General features: G+C 74.8%; 9 protein-coding genes and 1 pseudogene. 6 read left to right on the plus strand and 4 right to left on the minus strand.

Annotated elements, in window-relative coordinates:
• The first annotated feature begins 175 nt into the window (after positions 1-175).
• Together HCJ92_RS14230 and HCJ92_RS14235 are read left to right on the plus strand one after the other, a co-directional pair.
• Entirely contained in the window at positions 176-370 is a 195-nt protein-coding gene (locus tag HCJ92_RS14230) for a MerR family transcriptional regulator (protein WP_167933950.1), read from the plus strand.
• 145 nt (positions 371-515) lie between these two features.
• Entirely contained in the window at positions 516-1,457 is a 942-nt protein-coding gene (locus HCJ92_RS14235) for an arsenic resistance protein (RefSeq protein WP_167933956.1), read from the plus strand.
• Positions 1,458-1,496: 39 nt separating this feature from the next.
• Here HCJ92_RS14235 and HCJ92_RS14240 read toward each other — a convergent pair whose 3' ends face one another.
• Complete coding sequence (locus HCJ92_RS14240) at positions 1,497-3,593, minus strand: MMPL family transporter (RefSeq protein WP_167933951.1); 2,097 nt, start codon at positions 3,591-3,593, stop codon at positions 1,497-1,499.
• Between the two features lie 695 nt (positions 3,594-4,288).
• Between HCJ92_RS14240 and HCJ92_RS14245 the strand changes: the two genes are divergently transcribed.
• Genes HCJ92_RS14245 through HCJ92_RS14255 form a run of 3 tightly spaced genes read left to right on the plus strand, consistent with a single transcriptional unit; the run spans position 4,289 to position 11,016 of the window.
• Positions 4,289-4,885 (plus strand): sigma-70 family RNA polymerase sigma factor, encoded by a 597-nt coding sequence (locus HCJ92_RS14245; RefSeq protein WP_167933952.1) that lies wholly within the window; start codon positions 4,289-4,291, stop codon positions 4,883-4,885.
• Positions 4,882-6,285, plus strand: a complete 1,404-nt coding sequence (locus HCJ92_RS14250) for a hypothetical protein (RefSeq protein WP_167933953.1) — start codon at positions 4,882-4,884, stop codon at positions 6,283-6,285. The genes HCJ92_RS14245 and HCJ92_RS14250 overlap by 4 nt, the downstream gene beginning before the upstream one ends.
• A 36-nt stretch (positions 6,286-6,321) precedes the next feature.
• Positions 6,322-11,016, plus strand: a complete 4,695-nt coding sequence (locus HCJ92_RS14255; protein ID WP_167933954.1) for an FtsK/SpoIIIE domain-containing protein — start codon at positions 6,322-6,324, stop codon at positions 11,014-11,016.
• A gap of 111 nt (positions 11,017-11,127) precedes the next feature.
• Here the strand turns inward: HCJ92_RS14255 and HCJ92_RS14260 are convergent, their stop codons facing one another.
• From HCJ92_RS14260 to HCJ92_RS14270, 3 genes are all read right to left on the minus strand, one after another.
• A complete protein-coding gene (locus HCJ92_RS14260) occupies positions 11,128-11,442 on the minus strand; it encodes a WXG100 family type VII secretion target (protein WP_338054180.1) in 315 nt (104 codons plus the stop codon).
• 105 nt (positions 11,443-11,547) lie between these two features.
• The gene (locus HCJ92_RS14265) at positions 11,548-11,853 is read right to left on the minus strand and encodes a M3 family metallopeptidase (RefSeq protein ID WP_167933955.1); all 306 of its coding nucleotides are present in this window, start codon (positions 11,851-11,853) and stop codon (positions 11,548-11,550) included.
• Positions 11,854-11,926: 73 nt separating this feature from the next.
• On the minus strand, positions 11,927-12,892 hold the full coding sequence (locus tag HCJ92_RS14270; protein WP_338054181.1) for a serine/arginine repetitive matrix protein 2: 966 nt from the start codon (positions 12,890-12,892) through the stop codon (positions 11,927-11,929).
• A 239-nt stretch (positions 12,893-13,131) separates the two neighbouring features.
• On the opposite strand from HCJ92_RS14270, the pseudogene HCJ92_RS14275 reads away from it, so the two are divergent.
• A pseudogene (locus tag HCJ92_RS14275) lies at positions 13,132-16,561 on the plus strand (hypothetical protein); the annotation flags it as partial.

The raw sequence follows: 16,561 nt of genomic DNA on the forward strand, positions 1-16,561 counted from the left end.
TCGGTGTGCCGGTCCGGGTGACGGCCCGCGGCGCTCGGTGCGAACGGCGGCGCACAGGCCGGACCGACGCCGCGCCGGGGTTCACCGGCGGGCAGCAGGCGACGGCCGCCGCGGCCCGCCCGTGGGCCACCCCGGCGTGACCGTCCAGTCGAGTGCAGGGTCTACGGTCGCCGGTATGAGCGTGTACCGGATTCCGCAGCTCGCCGACGGCACCGGCGTCCCCGCCGGCACGCCGCGGCACCACGAGGGGCTGCCGGCGGGCCGCACCGCGGGTGGACACCGGGTCCGGCACGAGGACGGCCCCGTCCACCTGGACGTCCTCGGCCGTCCCGGGCCCGGCCGCCCGCTGGGCGCTCCCGCCGCCCGCTGAAGGCCCCACCCGGCCCACCCGGCCCGACCGGCGCCCACCCGCCGCCCCGTCCCGAACCACGCCCCGCCCCGCATCACGTCCGCCCGAACCACGCCCCCCCCGAAGCTCCCGGAGTCGCACCGTGCCCCGCACCCTCGTCGCGCGGATGGAACACCACCAGGTCGCCGTCTACGTCGCCGCCATCGCCGTGGGGCTGCTGTGCGGCCTGGCCGTCCCCGCAGCGGGACCGGCGCTGGAGGTCGGGATCACGCCGGTGCTGGTCGCGCTGCTCTACGCCACCTTCCTCCAGGTGCCGGCGTCGCGGCTACTCGCCTCGCTGCGCGCCGGCCGCTTCCTGGTGGCCGTCCTCGTCGTCGACTTCGTCCTCGTCCCCCTGGTCGTGGCCGCCGCGTTCCCGCTGCTGCCCGCGGACGACGCGGTCCGCCTGGGGTTCCTGCTGGTGATGCTCAGCCCCTGCATCGACTACGTGATCGCCTTCACCCGGCTCGCCGGTGGCAGCGACCGGCGGCTGCTGGCGGCGACCCCGCTGCTGCTGGTGGTGCAGATGCTGCTGCTGCCGGTGTTCCTGCTGCTCTTCCTGGGGGACGGGCTGGCCGATGTGGTGGAGACCCGGCCGTTCGTCGAGGCGTTCGTCGTCTTCATCGTCGTTCCGCTGGCGCTGGCCTGGGCCACGCAGGCATGGTCCGCCCGCCGCAGGGCGGGCGCCGTCGTCACCGAGCGCGTGGAGGCGGCGATGGTGCCCCTGATGGCGGCCACGCTGCTGCTGGTGGTCGGGTCGCAGGTTCCGCAGCTCGACGGCGGGCTGGGGGAGGTGGCCGTGCTCGTGCCGTTCTTCGTCGGGTTCCTCGTCGTCATGCCGCTGCTCGCAGCCGTCGTCGCACGGCTGCTGCGACTGGAGCCCGCCGACGGGCGGGCCCTGGCCTTCACCGGGGCGACCCGCAACGGCCTGGTCCTGCTCCCGCTGGCGCTGGCGCTTCCCGACGCCTTCGCCGTCGCGGCGGTGGTGATGGTGCTCCAGACGCTGGTCGAGGTGACGGGCATGGTGGTCTACGTCCGGGTCATCCCGCGACTCTTCCCCGGTCGGTGACGAGGCCGCCGGCCCGTCCCCGCCCCTGGCCCGGCCCGGTCACCGCTCCCCGTCGTCCGGCCGGGCGGGTGCGGGCGGCCCGGTCCGGCCGCCGAAGGGCCACCACCAGTTGGCCCGTCCCATCGCGGCGACCAGCGCCGGAGCCAGCACGCCCCGCACCACGGTCGCGTCGATGACGATGCCCAGCGCCAGGCCCGTGGCAAGGATCTTCACGTCGGTCCCCGGCGCCCGGGACAGCGCCACGAAGGCGAGGAAGAGGATGAGGGCGGCGGAGGTGATGAGCCGCCCCGTCCGCGCCACGCCCCGCACCACCGCGGTGTCGGTGTCGCGCCCGGCCTCGTGCTCCTCACGGATCCGGGAGAGGAGGAAGACCTCGTAGTCCATCGACAGGCCGAAGAGGAAGGCGAAGACCGCGACGGGCACCCACACCGTCAGCGAGTCCGAGGCGGTCTGGCCGAAGAGCAGCTCCGTACCGAACCCGTGCTGCCAGATCAGCACCGTCACCCCGTAGGCCGCGCCGATCGACAGGACGTTCAGGACCAGCGCCTTCAGCGGCAGCAGCACCGAGCGCAGGGCCCGCGCCAGCAGCACGTACGTCACCAGCACGATCATGATCGCGATCCACCAGGCGTTGCCGTAGACCGCGTCCACGAAGTCCGCGTTCTGCGGCCCGATGCCGCCCACCCGATCGCCGCGGGCCTCCAGTCGGTCACGTACCTCGGCCACGACCCGCTCACCGTCGCCCGAGGCGGGATCGGCCGCCGTCCAGACGTCCACCGCCCACAGCCCGTCGGCCCGCCACGTCCCGGGGGCGACCCCGCCGGCCACACCGGCCACCTCGGTGGCGGCACGCAGCGCGCCCGCCGGGTCGTCGGTCAGGATCTCCACCGGCGCGGTGACGCCGTCCCCGATGCCGGACCGCTCCACCTGCTCCAGCGCCGCGGCGGCGGGCCCACCGGCCGAGACCAGCGAGTCGTTGCTGGGCTGCCCCAGCCGCAGCCCGAGCACCGGTGCCGCCAGCGCCAGCAGCACCGCGGCGCTCAGGGCGACGGCGATCCAGCGGTGCCGCACCACCGTGGACGCCACCCCGTGCCAGAGCCGGCTGTCGGGGGAGGAGCGGCGCCGGTGCGGCCAGGAGAGCCGGGGACCGGCCACCGCCAGCAGCGCCGGGAGAAGGGTGACCGCTGCCACGACGCTCACCACCGGGATCAGCAGGCCCGTGTAGCCGACGCTCCGCAGGAACGGCACCGGGAGCGCGATCAGTGCCGCCAGGCTGACGGCCACCGTCACCCCGGAGAACACCACGGACCGGCCCGCGGTGGCCAGCGCGCGGCTGACGGCCGCGTCGTTCGGCAGACCGTTGCCCCGCTCCTCCCGCCAACGCGTCACAATCAGCAGCGCGTAGTCGATGGCGACGCCGAGGCCGATCAGCGCCAGCAGGTACTGCACGATGAACGACACGTCGGTCAGCGCCGTCAGCCCCCACAGCAGCAGGAACGTGGTCAGGATGGACGCCGCTGCCACGACCAGCGGTGTCAGCGCCAGGAACGAGCCGAAGACCACGGTGAGGACGATGAGTGCGCCCGCCGCGCCCAGCACCGTCTCGGCGAGGGCGCCCGAGCCGCCGCCCCCGCTGTCGTCGACCAGCGCGTCCTGGCCGGTGACGGTGACGGTCAGCCCGGTGCGGTCGGCGGCGGTGTCGGCGGCCCGCTGCAGGGCGGGGAGCGCCGCCGCGTACGCCTGCTCCCCGGGTACCGGGGCGGGGTAGACCAGCACGACCCCGAGGCGGCCGTCGTCCGAGCGGAGCGCGGGCTGGTCACCGAAGCCGACGACACGACCGCCGACCTGTCCGCCCGCCGCCGCCACGGCGGCCTCCACCGCTGCCGATGCCTCCCGGGGCACCGGCTCGCCGCCGCCGTCGACCACCAGCAGCACCGGCGCCGACTCGCCGCCGGAGCCGAAGAGCCGCAGCAGTTCCTCGTCGGTCTCCGAGGCGCTGCGGCCCGGGAGCGAGAAGTCGTAGCCGAGGGCGGAGGTGGCCTTCGGGGCGGCGGTCGCGCCCAGCACCGTCAGCAGTACCCATCCGGCCAGCACCCACCAGCGGTGCCGTACCACCCAGCGGGCCAGTGAGGTCACCGAGTCCTCCGTACACGTCGCGGCCCGACGTGCCCGGAAACGGGCAGAAGGCGGGCGGGTTCCGGAACAGTGCCGCGACAGCAGACCACGACGGGCGCCTCTCCTGCCGCGACACGCCTGGCGAACAGGCACTGCCACCCCAGAACGCACCCCGGTGGGCGGACCGGTCGGCGCTCTCCCGGCGCATCGGCGGAGCGGTCGTGGACCCCCGGAGAGCCGAACGGCCCGGGGTGCGGGCCCGGATGGTGCCCGCACCGCCGGTCCCGGTGTGCCCGGCGGCCGGCCACCGGGCACACCGGAACCGGTCACCGGCGGTGCCGACCTCCGGTGACCCGGGGGTGACGGCTGTCAACCCGAGGTGCACCGCAGGGCGCGCACGCCGACCGGGCAGGCGTGCGACTGTCGACACACCCCGGTCGAACGTCACGGAGGGTCACCGATGCGCGTGGGCCGGGACCGTGGCCGAACGGGCCCGCCGCTGTGCGACGCGCCGTCATGTCGGGCCCGTGACGAGGGGCGACGTGCCCGTTCGCTGCCCGCACCCGTCTCTTTACAGGTATTCGCCACGCAGTATCATCCGCGCACGGTGCAACTCCTCGTGTCAATCGTATGGTTACCGGAGTGACATTCGAGCGATCGAGGCTTGGCGCGTACACAGCCTTCGGCTGTCACCTCAGGACGGAGCCCGATCCCAGATGCGCACGCCCCCCACCACCGCAGCCGCCGAGGTCCGGCTGCACGACGCCTTCGACCACCGGTCGCGGTTGGTCCAGTACGTCCAGCGGCTCACGGGCGACCGGCACCGCGCGGAGGACATAGCCCAGGAGGCCCTCTTCCGGTTCTGGCGGCTCTCTCCCGACGCGGCGCCCTCCGACGCCCACCTCGCCCCCTGGCTCTACCGGGTGGCGCGGAACCTCGCGGTGGACGCGCACCGCCGCGACCGGGCGGTCCCCATGGGTGAGTTCCCGCCGGAGCTGGTCCTCCGCCCCGACGAGACGGACGTCGCCGAGTCGGTCGCCACCCGACAGGCCGTCGCGCGGGCCCTGGCCGGGCTCAGCCCCGACCACCGCCGCGCCGTGGCCGCCGTCATGCTCTGCGACCTGTCGTGCGCCGACGCCGCGCGGGAACTGGGCGTACCGCCCGGCACCGTGAAGTCACGTGTCCACTACGCGGTACGCGCCCTGCGCCGCGAGCTGGTCGTGAGCGACGATGACCACCCCACCCGCCCGGTCGCGGCCCGCCGCGCCGCCGGTCGGCCCACCCACCGTGCCCCGGAGAAGAACGCCGCATGAGAAGGACCGTCGACCCGTTCGCCTTCTTCGCCGAGCACCGCGACACCATCTTCCGCTGGTGCGGGATCCTCGGCACCCTGCTCATCCTCTTCCTGCTGCTGCGCTGGCAGGTCAAGAAGCGAGGCGGCTGGCGCGTCGTCGGCCGCCGTATCAAGCGTGAGTTCCAGGCCACGGTGCTGGCCTTCGCCGCGCCGCCCCGCGCCTGGTTGCGCTACCGGAGGGCGCTGCGGCGACTGACGGGGCTCCTCGGCGCCCCGACCACCTGGCGCGACGCCGAACTCGCCGTCCTCACCGCACGCGAGGCCGCCGCCGGTGGCTCCGTCCCCTACGCGGTGCGCGTCGACGCGCACTGGGTCCGCGTCATGCTCGCCGGCCACGCGGCGGCCCCCGGCGCCCCTGAGCCGCCCGGCCCCTGGTACCCCGACCCCGACGCGCCGGGGGAGTGGGTCGCGCAACGCGCCGACCTCCCCGCCATCGCCCCCGCCGGTGGCGGCCCGTGCCCCGTCCTGGCGGCCGTCGGCGAACGCCACCGCGGCTGCGTCTTCGTCGACCTCGCCACCGGACCGGCGGTCACCTCCGTCACCGGTGACGCCCGCAACGCCTCCGTGCTCGTCCAGGTCCTCGGCGCGCAGCTCGACGCCCGCATGCCGCGCGGCATGGTGACCGTCGCCGGCGACGTCCACCCCCGCTTCCCCGGCGAGCCGGTCCGCGATGCGTACCGCGCCGCCCTGGCGGCCCTCGGCGCACCCACCACCCCCAGGGACGACGTCACCGGCATGCCGGTGCTGCCGTCGGTGCTCATCGCCGCCACCCTCCCCGACCCGCTTCCCCCCGAGCTGACCGCCGCGCCCGACGCCGGCCGGCCCCCCATTCGCGTCCTGGTCAACGGCCCGGGCCGCGGCCACGCCCGACGGGTCTTCACCGACCGCCACAGCCGGGTCGCGATCAGCGGCGCGCCGCTGCTCGCCAACGCCGCCGCGCTCAGCCGCGCCGTCGCCCGTACCCTGAGCCTCTTCCCGCCGCTGCCCCCGCCGCCGCCCGCCGGCGCCGGAGCGGACGGGCTCACCGGCAGCGAGCTGTTCCAGGAGGAGGGCGTCGTCACCGGCGTCCCGGCCGCGGGCGCCCCGACCCGGCAGACCGTCACCACCGCGGCCCCGGCGGTCGAGGAGCAGCAGGAGCCCGTGGTCCTCGCGGAGCCCGAGGCGCCGGCCGCGGCGCGCAGCGCCCGTACCCGCCGCAACGCGCCGGTGATCGACCCCCGCCACCGCATCGCGCTGACCAAGACGACGGCGCCCGCCCCGGCCCCCGTGCCGTCGCCGGCAGCCCCGCCCGGCGGCACCGCCGACGACGAGGGCTCCCTGCCGCCCGGCCGCAGCTCCCGCTCCACGCACCGCCCCTGACCGCTCCGGGCCCCGCCCGACCCACTGGAAGCAACCGTGGACCTCACCCTCACCACCGCCGACCCCCAGGGTCGGCACACCGACCACCTGCTGGACCTGCCGACCGACGCCACCGTCGGCGGCCTGGCCACCGCACTCGCCGGTGAGACCCGGGCCGAGGACGGCCCGCCGCCCGTCCTGTACCTCGACGGCCGCGCGCTGCGCCCCGAACTCCCCGTCGCCCGCAGCGGCATCCGCGAGGGCGCCGTGCTCGGCCTCGGCGCACCCCTCCCGGCCGACAACCGCCTCCCCGCCTGGAACCCGCCGGAGGCCGAACCGGCGCTCGTGGAGATCCGCCACGTCTCCGGCCCCGGCTCCGGCACCGTGTGGCGGCTGGGCCCCGGCAGCCACGAGGCCGGCACCGACCGGGGCTGCGTCCTGCGGCTGCCCGACGGCGGCGCGCCCGAGGGCGGGGTGTGGATCACCGTGCGCACCGACGGCACCCTCACCTTCCTGCTGCCTCCGGACGCCAACCCCGCCCGGTGCGGCCTGCGCTCGCTGACCCCGCCGCCGCCGGTCGACCCCGAGACCGGCACCCCGCTCACCGACGAGGAGCCCGCCGGCCCGCACGACGGCGGTCCCGGCGGGCACACCGAGCCGCCGGACGCGCCCGGCCCCGACGGACTGCCCGTCCCCGAGGAGCCCCCGCCGCCGGGGGTGCTGCCCCCGCCGGGGGACGACTCCGAGGAGTGGCCGCCCTACGCGGACCTTGCCCTCGGCGACCACCTGCTGCGGTTCGGACCGGTCAGCGAACCGGACGCGGCCGTCAACCCGGCCGCCGACGGCATCGGCCTGGAGTACAACCGCCCGCCGCGGATCGCGCCGCACCTGGACGCCGACTCCCTGCGGATGCCCGGCCCGCCCACCAAACCGCGCGACCGTGCGTTCCCGCTGCTCATGGTCCTCATGCCGCTGATCATGGGCATGGTCATGGTCAGCCTCTTCCGCAGCTTCTACTTCCTCATCTTCATCTTCTTCACCCCGCTGATGGCGCTCGGCAACTGGATAGCCGGCCGGCGCAACGGCCGCCGCGCCCACGCCGACGCGCTGCGGCTGTTCCGCCTGCGCCGTGCCTCCCTGGAGCGCGAGGTCCGGCAGGCCAGCGTCGAGGAACGCGCCCTGCGCAACGTCACCTTCCCCGACCCCGCCACCGTGCTGCTGACGGCCACCGGCCCCGGCGCGCTGCTCTGGCAGCGAAGGCGCCACGACCCGGACCACCTCGCCCTGCGGTTCGGCACCATCACCCGGGCCTCGCTGCGCCGCATCACCGACTCCGCGCGCGAGAGCAACCACCAGACCGTCCACTGGCGACTCGCCGACGTTCCCTTCGCGCTGGAGATGACCGACCGAGGCGTCCTCGGTCTGACCGGCCCCGACGACAGCCACCGCGCCGTCGCCCGCTGGGCGGTCGCGCAGAGCGCCGTCCTCCACAGCCCCCGTGACCTGCGGATCGTCGTCCTCACCTCCGACGGCCACCGCGAGGACTGGGCGTGGGTCCGCTGGTTGCCGCACCTGCGCAACCGCCGCGGCGGCTCGGAGGACGGGCCCGTCATCCACCTCGGCAACGACCCCGAGTCCACCGCGCACCGCGTCAGCGAACTCCTCGCCGACATCAAGGCACGCACCGACGCGGCCCGTTCCCCGATGGGTGCCGCACTGCACCGCGACGCCGACGTCCTCGTCGTCCTCGACGGGGCGCGGCGGCTGCGGGACGTGCCCGGTGTCATCGACATCCTCACCACCGGTCCCGCCGTCCGCGTCTTCAGCCTCTGCGTCGACGAACGGGAACGGCTCCTCCCCGAGGAGTGCACCGGCGTCGTCACCGCGACCGGCGGCCGGATATCGGTGCGCGTCACCGGCGCCCCGCCCCTGGACGACCTCCGCGCCGACCTCGTGACCCGCGACTGGTGCGAGCAGGTCGCGCGGGCGCTCTCCCCGGTCCGCGACGTCACCCCGGACGGCTCCTCCGGCCTCCCCGACGAGGTGCGGCTGCTGCCGCTGCTCGACCAGGAGCCGCCCGACGCCGAGGCGCTGCTCCGGCGCTGGAACCGGCGCCCCGCCGACACCGCCTTCGTCCTCGGCGCCGGCTACGAGGGGCCGTTCCGGCTCGACCTGGTGCGCGACGGGCCGCACGGCCTGGTCGGCGGCACCACCGGCGCCGGCAAGTCCGAACTCCTCCAGACGATGATCGGTTCCCTCGCGGCGGTCAACCGCCCCGACGAACTCACCTTCGTCCTGGTCGACTACAAGGGCGGTAGCGCCTTCCGCGAGTGCTCCCGGCTGCCCCACACCCTCGGCATGATCACCGACCTCGACGGGCACCTCGTCGAGCGCGCCCTGGCCTCCCTGGCGGCCGAACTCCGCCGCCGCGAACGGGTACTGGCGGCGGCAGAGGCGAAGGACCACGCCGAGTACCGCGCCCGCCGCGCCCGGGACCCGCAACTGCCGCCGCTGCCGCGCCTGCTCATCGTCATCGACGAGTTCGCGACCCTCGTGCGCGAACTGCCCGACTTCGTGCCCGGCATGGTCAACCTGGCGCAGCGGGGCCGCTCGCTCGGGCTCCACCTGATCCTCGCGACCCAGCGGCCCGGCGGCTCGGTCAACAACGAGATCAAGGCCAACACCAACCTGCGGATCTCGCTGCGGGTCACCGACCGCGCCGAGAGCCAGGACATCATCGACGCGCCCGACGCCGCCAACATCTCCGCGGCCACCCCCGGCCGTGCCCTGGTCCGCCGCGGCGCCACCGCCGCCGTTCCGGTGCAGTCGGCGTGGGCCGGCGCGGAGCGCCCCATGGACGGCGCCTCCGCCGCCGCCCCCGTGGAGACCACCGACTCCCGACCGGTGCGCGGCACCCGCCTCACCTGGCAGGGGCTCGGGCGCGCCCCGCAGCACAACGGCGACGACCACGACGACACCCTGCTGCCGACCTCAGGGGAAGAACCCCCCACCGACCTGCGGGCCCTGGTCACCGCCATCACCGAGGCGACGAGCCGGCTGCCGGACTTCGCGCAGCAGCCCAGCCCCTGGCTGCCCGCCCTGCCCCGCCTCATCGACCTCGACGACCTGCCGCCGGCGCCCCCGCCGCGCGCCGGGGCGCTCCCGGTCGTGCCGTACGCCCTGCTGGACCTGCCGGACCTCCAGGAGCGCCGCCTGGGCACCATGGACCTGGAGAACTTCGGGCACCTCTACGTCGTGGGGTCGCCCCGCTCCGGCCGCACCCAGACGCTGCGGTCCATGGCCGGTGCCGCAGCCGCCATCCTCAGCAGCGCCGACCTCCACGTCCACGGCATCGACGCCGCCGGTGGCGGCCTGCTGGCGCTGGAGGAGCTGCCCCACACCGGCGCGATCGTGCCCCGGCACGACTCGGAGCGGCTGGAGCGGCTGCTGCTGCGGCTCGCCGCCGAACTCACCGAACGCCAGCGGGAGCTCTCCTCCCGCGGCTGCGCCGGCATCGCCGAGCTGCGGGCCGCGCTCCCCGAGGCCGAGCGCCCCGCGCACATCCTGTTCCTCATCGACGGCTGGGACGCCCTCAGCGCCATGCTCGACGACTACGACGGCGGGCGGCTCTACGGCGAGATCGTCCGACTCCTCCGCGAGGGCGCCGCGGCCGGCATCCACGTCGTCGCCACCTCCGAGCGCATCCTGCTCGGCGGCCGTCTCGCCGCCCACAACGACCGGCGGCTGCTGCTGCGTCAGGCGGAGAAGACCGACTACCAGCTGGCCGGGATGAACCGCAACCAGGTGCCGGACCACGTCCCGCCGGGCCGCGGCTGGCACGCCCCGGGCGGTGTCGAGGCGCAGATCGCGCTGCTGCCCGGCCCGCCGGTCACCACCGAGGGTGCCGAGGGGACCGACGCGGCGGCCGAGATCGAGCAGGCCGTCCTCGCGGGGGACCGCCCCGCGCCCGACCAGGCCGAGGCGCTGCGGCGCATCGCCCGCAAGGCACGGGACCGCGACAACAAGGTGCCCGCCGCGCGCCGCCCGTTCCGGGTCGCCGAACTCCCCACCCTCATCGGCTACCAGGAGGTCGCCGACCGCATCCCCGAGAAGCTGCGCCGCCCGCTGTGGGCGCTGGTCGGGGTCGGCGGTGACGGCGCCACGCCGCTCGGGCAGGACCTGGCGGCCGGCGGCGGCAGCTACCTGGTCGTCGGTCCCGCCCGCTCCGGCCGCTCCACCACCCTGGCGACCATGTGCGTCTCGCTGCTGGTCGGTGGTACCTCGCTGGTCGTGATCACGCCCCGCGACTCGCCGCTGCGGCGGCTCGGCGTGCACGACCTCGCGCGGGTCCTGCCGGACCCCGACCCCACCGTGGACGAGCTCCAGGCGGCGCTGGACGAGCAGAAGGGCCGCCCGACGGTGGTCGTCGTCGACGACGCCGATCTGCTGATCAACGCCCGGGCCGACAAGCTGCTGCGACGCCTCGCCGTATCCGGCCGCGACGCGGGCCAGGGACTGGTCCTGGCCGGCTCCGCCGACTCCTTCGGCGCGCTCGGCTGGGTGTCCGCCGCCCGGCGGTCCCGGCAGGCGATCCTGCTGGGCCCGAAGTCCATCACCGAGGGCGACTTCATCGGCGCCCGGCTCTCCGCGGACCAGGTCCGGATGCCGCTGGTGCCGGGACGGGGGTGGACCGCCGGGCCGGGCGGCCTCGCGGTGGCGGTGCAGGTCCCGCTCACCGTGTTCGAGGGCTGACGCCCGGCGGGGCGCCCGGCCGCACCGGCCGGGCACCCCGCACGAACGCACCGGGGCCGGTGCGGCTTCCCGCCGCACCGCCCCCGGTCCCGTCCCCCGAAGGGGGAGCGGTCACGACATGTTGGCGCGCACCGCCTGGGCGATGTCGGAGTCGGAGTCCTGCATGCCCTTCGACAGGCTCTCGAAGGTCTCCGCGTACTGCTTGATCGCACCGGCCGACTCGGTCAGCTGCTGCGTGAACTGGGTGTAGGCCTCGGTGAGCGCGGGGCTCGCCTGGTCGAAGACCATGCCGTTCTTCAGCAGGGCGTCGACCTCGTCGCGCAGGTTGCTCAGCTCGTCGCTGATGTCGTCGAGCTTGGTACCCATGACCGAGGTGGCACGGGTGATCTCGGCGTAATCAAATTTGACATCGGCTGCGTCCGACACGGTTCCTCCGTCGGATAGGTGACGTGCCGGTCTTCACCGGGTCCACGTCGGTTCGGGCAAAAGGGGAAGCGGGGGAGGGGTGGCCGGCGCCGCCGGCACCGCCGGTCAGGCGCTGCGGACCTTGTCGGCGACTTCCTTGTCCATGTTCTCGACCTGCCGCTTGATCTCCCTGAACTGCTCGGCGTACTGGGTGATCGCGTCGGTGGCCTTGGTCAGCTCGGTGGTGAAGCGGTCGTACTGCTGCTGCAGTGCCGGGCTGGCCTCGACCAGCACCAGCGCGCTGGCCAGCAGGTTGTCCACCTCGGTCTTCGCCTCGGTCATGCGGGGGACGAGTGTCTCCTCCACCGCGCTGTCCAGCTTGTTGGAGACCCTTTCGATCTCCGCGTAGCTGAGGCTGATGTTCGCCGCCATGGCAAGTGCTCCTCGTCGTGCGGTGCCTGTATCGGGATGTCCGCCCCGCGCCCGAGGGGCGCGGGGCGGCAGATCAGTCTTCCTCTTCCCACTTGTCGTCCGGACCGGCGCCGGCCCGGGTGTAGCGGGTGACCTCGCCGTCGCCGTCGGTCGAGACCATCACACCGGACCCGTCCTCCTCGATGGTGACCTCGGACGTGATCGTGGTGCCGTCGGCGTAGGTCGTGGTGGTGGTGAAGTCGCGCGCGTCGAAGGTGATGCCGTCCTTCGTCACGTACTGCGGGGACGTCTCGTAGACGGTCTCCGAGGTGAACGACTGCCCGTCGGTGGTCGTGACCTCGGTCGTCTCCTTCATGATGTTGTAGTCGTCGTCGAGTTCGACCTTGACGTTGGTCAGGCCGTTCTCGTCCTCGAAGGAGAACTCCGTCGGCGGCTCGTCCGAGGGGCGCTCGCCGTCCGGCTTGTCCCCCGGCGGGGACGGCGCGTCGGTGTCCTCGCGCCAGGTCTCGCAGAACTCCGGCGGGGAGTCGGCGCGGCAGACCTGGCCGATGTCCGCGTCGGGATTGGCGTCGAAGTACTCCTTGGCGCCGATCTCGTCCAGGTAGTCGTTCCACTCCTCGGTGGCCGCGTCCCACGCGTCCCACTGCGCCTTGGAGGTGCGCCAGTTGCTGATGCCCAGCGCCTGGCTGGTCACCCCGCTGCCGCCGGCCAGCTGCGCGTCCGCCTCGAAGAAGACGTTGGAGACGCTGGCGAAGATCTCCGCCAGCTCGTTGAGGCCGTCCTTCGCCTCCTTGGCGCGCTTCGCGGAGTTCTCGTAGAAGCGGTTGAACGCCGTGCCCAGCTCGGTGCTGCCGAACACCGCGCGGCGCTCCGAGGGCGTGGACTCGCCCACCGTCTTGAACTCGCCGGACGCGCCACCGCTGTCCGCCGTGTTGGCCAGTGACTTCATCTGCTCCTGGGCACGGTGCAGGGCGGAGTAGTCGATGGAGAAGTCCGCCACGGTCGGCCTCCCGCCGGTGTCGTACGAGTCCTGGCGCACCGCGTGAGAGACGCGCCCGGCCCGCCCGTCGGCGGGCCCGTTCCACCCTCTCTACGCACCGGGGTGCCCACCGGTTCAATTCCCGGCGCGGATCACTCCCCGCACCCGACCGACCCCGCTGCGGCGCGGTGCGGCGCGGCTCGTGAATCTTTTCGTGATCTCCGTTGAACCGGCGGGCGCTCCCGTGCGTAGAGGAGACGGAAGCGGTCGCAGACGGTGCGGAGGAGGGACCCGGCACGATGCCCAGGCCCGACGACTGGAGCGCTCTCGGCCGCAGCAGCGACCCCACCCCCGGCGACGCCGACCGCATCGACCAGCTGATCACCGATCAGGAACAGCTGATCGACATGGCCAAGACCATCGACCAGGGCTTCACCGACGTCCTCCAGACCACCAACGGCGCCTTCATCGGTGAGACCGCCGACGCGCTGCGCGACGCCATCGACGGCAAGCTCCGCAACTACGTCGCCTCCTTCCGCAGTGCACAGGAGGCCACCCAGGGCGCGCTGCGCACCTACGCCGAGGTGCTGCGGACCGAGCAGCGGCGGGCCGACGACGCTCTGTCGGAGGCCGCCGGGCTGGAGGAGGACGACGAGTCCGGCCGCTCCACCCAGCAGGGCATCGCCGAGGACGCCGAGAGCAACGTGGACGCCGCCGCGGCGGTGGCCGCCGCCGCGATCCGCGAGGCCGCGAGCAGTATCCAGACCGTCATCGACCCGTGCGACGAGTTCTGGAAGGCGCTCCAGTGGATCGCCATCATCCTCATCATCCCGGCGATCCTGCTGGGCGGGCCGGTCGCGCTGCTCGCCATCGGCCTCAACATCGCCCTGCTCATCAAGACCGCGGTCGACTTCTCCCGCGGTGACGCCAGTGTGACCGAACTGGTCCTGGCGATCGTCGGTGTCATCGCCCCCACCACCAAGGGGTTGAACATCGGCAAGCTGTGGACCGGTCTCCGCGGTCTCGGCAGCTCGGGCATCAACGGTATGCGGACGTTCTTCGGCCTCGGCGCCAACGGCTTCGGCCTGGGCACCCGCCTGATGTACGGCCTGGGCAACTCCTTCCGGGGCGCCGCGACGTGGATCCGCGGTTCCAACGGCATCTTCACCATGGGGCCGATCGCGCCGTTCCGGTACATGCACCAGGCGGCGAACTTCTCGGTCATCACCAACATGGGCGGCTTCACCTTCGCGGCGATCCGCGGTGTCATGACCATCGGCCGGTTCGGCGCCAACATGGGCCGTTCCATGGTCAGCGGTATGGCCGGCTGGAACTGGCTGCGGCTCGTCACCCCCGTTGCCGCGGACGAGATCGCGGTGCTGGGGCTGCGGGGCGCCGCGCGGGTCGGGCTCATCGACCGCGGTCTCCTCGGCCGGTTCCGCTACGGCTACGACGGCGGCCAGTTCCTCGGCGCGGCGAGCAAGGTCTCCGGGGTGAGCGCCGGCGCGATGGACCTGTTCCGGGTGGGGCCGGGGACCTCCGGTATCCGCACCGACCTGGCGTTCGGCTCGATCCTCGTCCCCTCCGGTGTGACGACGATGCCCCCCGGACTCGGCGGCTTCGGCGGCCTCGGCCAGGTCGGCCGGCCCACCGTCCCGCAGTTCGGCGGCGGCGTCGGCTCGTTCACGCCCCCGGCGGTGCCGGGGGCCGGGGGCATCGGCGGTGCCATCACCCCGCCCGCGCCCGGCTCGTTCACCCCCGGGTCCATCGGCGCGATGCCGCAGATCGGCAGCATCGCCCCCGGGTCGGTGACCGTCCCGTCGATCGGGATGAACATGAACGGCACGCCGATCATGGCGCCGCCGCCGGGCACCTCCATCGTGGACGTCAGCATCGGCGGCACCCGGGTCCCGCCGACGCTCGGCAACTTCTCGCCGGTCGCGCCGAACGGCAACTTCGTCGTCGCCCCGGCGGCCGGCTCCATCGGGATCGGCCCCACCACCACGCCGGTGACGATCAACACCGCCGACCTCGGGGGCACCGTCGGCGCCGGCCGCATCGAGATGCCCTCGGTCTCCACCGCCATCGTGGACATGCCCTCGACGGTCCGTCCGGCGACCGGCGGCGTGGACAACCCCGCGCTGTCCGGCATCGGCCAGGTCTCGGTGCCGGCCCCGGGGGGAGCGCTCGGCTCCCCGGTCCAGGTGCCCGCCGCCGGGGTCACCACCCCGGCCATCAACATGCCTGCGGTCGACATCGGCGTGGGGCTGAACGGTTCCGCGGTCGGCGTCGGCCAGATCAACGTCGGTGCGGCAGGGGCGGTGCAGATCCCCGTTGGGCAGATCGAGATGCCCTCGGTCGGCGCGCGGATCGTCGACGCGCCGCCCGCCGCGGCGGGCGTCTCCTTCACCCCCGCGATGCCGGCGCCCGGCGCGATGGGCGTCGGTGGGATCGGTGCCGGCGGCATCGGTGTCGGCGGGATCGCCCCCGGGGGGCTGGCTCCCGGCGCGATCACCCCCGGCGCGGTGGTGCCCGGCACCTTCAGCCCCGGCGCGGTGACCCCCGGCACCTTCACCCCGGGTGCGGTGACGACCGGCACGTTCGCCCCGGGCGGGGTGGCGCCCGGCACGTTCGCCCCCGGCAGCTTCGCCCCCGGCGCCGTCGCCCCGGGTGCGCTCGCCCCCGGCGGTCTCGGCATGACGACCCCGCCGGTCGTCGGCATCACCCCCGCCACGGTGACGGTCGGTGCCATGAGCCTGGGCATCTCGCCCGGCGCGTTCACCCCGGGGGCCGTCACCCCCGGAGCGGTGGCGCCGGGGGCCGTAGGCACCGGAGCGCTGCCGCCCGGCGCGATCACCCCCGGTGCGGTGACGCCCGGCGGCGTCACCCCCGGCGGGCTGTCCGGCGCGATCACCCCGGGCTCGGTGCCCTCGGGAGCCGTCACCCCCGGTGTGATCGCCGCGCCCCACGTCACGCCCGCCGGTGTGCCGCAGGCGGTGGCCGACCTCGGTGTCCCGACACCGGGCGCGGTCGGCGTCGGCGGCGTCCCGCCCGGGCAGTTGACGCCGGGCGCGGTGACCCCCGGCGCGGTGACCCCCGGCGCGGTGACCCCCGGCGCGGTGACCCCCGGCGCGGTGGCACCGCCGGTCGTCGCCCCGGGCGCGGTGACCCCGGGTGCGGTGACCCCTGGGGCCGTGGCACCGGGCGCCGTGACCCCCGGTGCCGTCGCCCCGGGCGCGATCGCCCCCGGTGGCGTCGCCCCGGGAGCTGCCCTCGGCTCCGTCACGGTCACCCCGGGCTCCGTCACGCCCGGCACGGCGACGCCCGGCTCGATCAGCGGATCGGGCAGCACGACGCCCGGCCTCACCAACGCGTCCACGCCGGGTTCCGTCACCCCCGGCGCGGTCACCCCGGGGTCGATCACCTCCGGCTCCCTCACCCCCGGTGCCGTCAGCCCCGACTGGCTCAACCAGGTCAACCAGAAGCTCACCATCGTCGACGTCGGATCGGTCGGCCACGCGGGGGCGCGGGCAGGCGACGACATCTCCGTCGCCGCACCGGGCGTCACCAAGCCGCTCGGCGACGGCTCCGCCCTCGGCGTCCCCGGCGTCCGGGGCCCGGACGCCGCGGTCGTCCCCACCCCCGCGCCGGAACTCCCCGCGGTGCGCGCCGCCGACGGCGTCCCGACCCCCGCGGCGCCCGGCGGCTCCCTCACGAGCGACGTCACGC

It is taken from the genome of Streptomyces spiramenti (assembly GCF_012034385.1).
In the GTDB taxonomy this organism is placed as follows: Bacteria; Actinomycetota; Actinomycetes; order Streptomycetales; family Streptomycetaceae; genus Streptomyces; species Streptomyces spiramenti.

Excerpts from the sequence above, each read along its gene's own strand:
- HCJ92_RS14265 (WP_167933955.1), bottom strand. The coding sequence starts at position 11,853 with ATGGCGGCGAACATCAGCCTCAGCTACGCGGAGATCGAAAGGGTCTCC.
- HCJ92_RS14245 (WP_167933952.1), top strand. The coding sequence starts at position 4,289 with ATGCGCACGCCCCCCACCACCGCAGCCGCCGAGGTCCGGCTGCACGAC.
- HCJ92_RS14230 (WP_167933950.1), top strand. The coding sequence starts at position 176 with ATGAGCGTGTACCGGATTCCGCAGCTCGCCGACGGCACCGGCGTCCCC.
- HCJ92_RS14235 (WP_167933956.1), top strand. The coding sequence starts at position 516 with ATGGAACACCACCAGGTCGCCGTCTACGTCGCCGCCATCGCCGTGGGG.
- HCJ92_RS14250 (WP_167933953.1), top strand. The coding sequence starts at position 4,882 with ATGAGAAGGACCGTCGACCCGTTCGCCTTCTTCGCCGAGCACCGCGAC.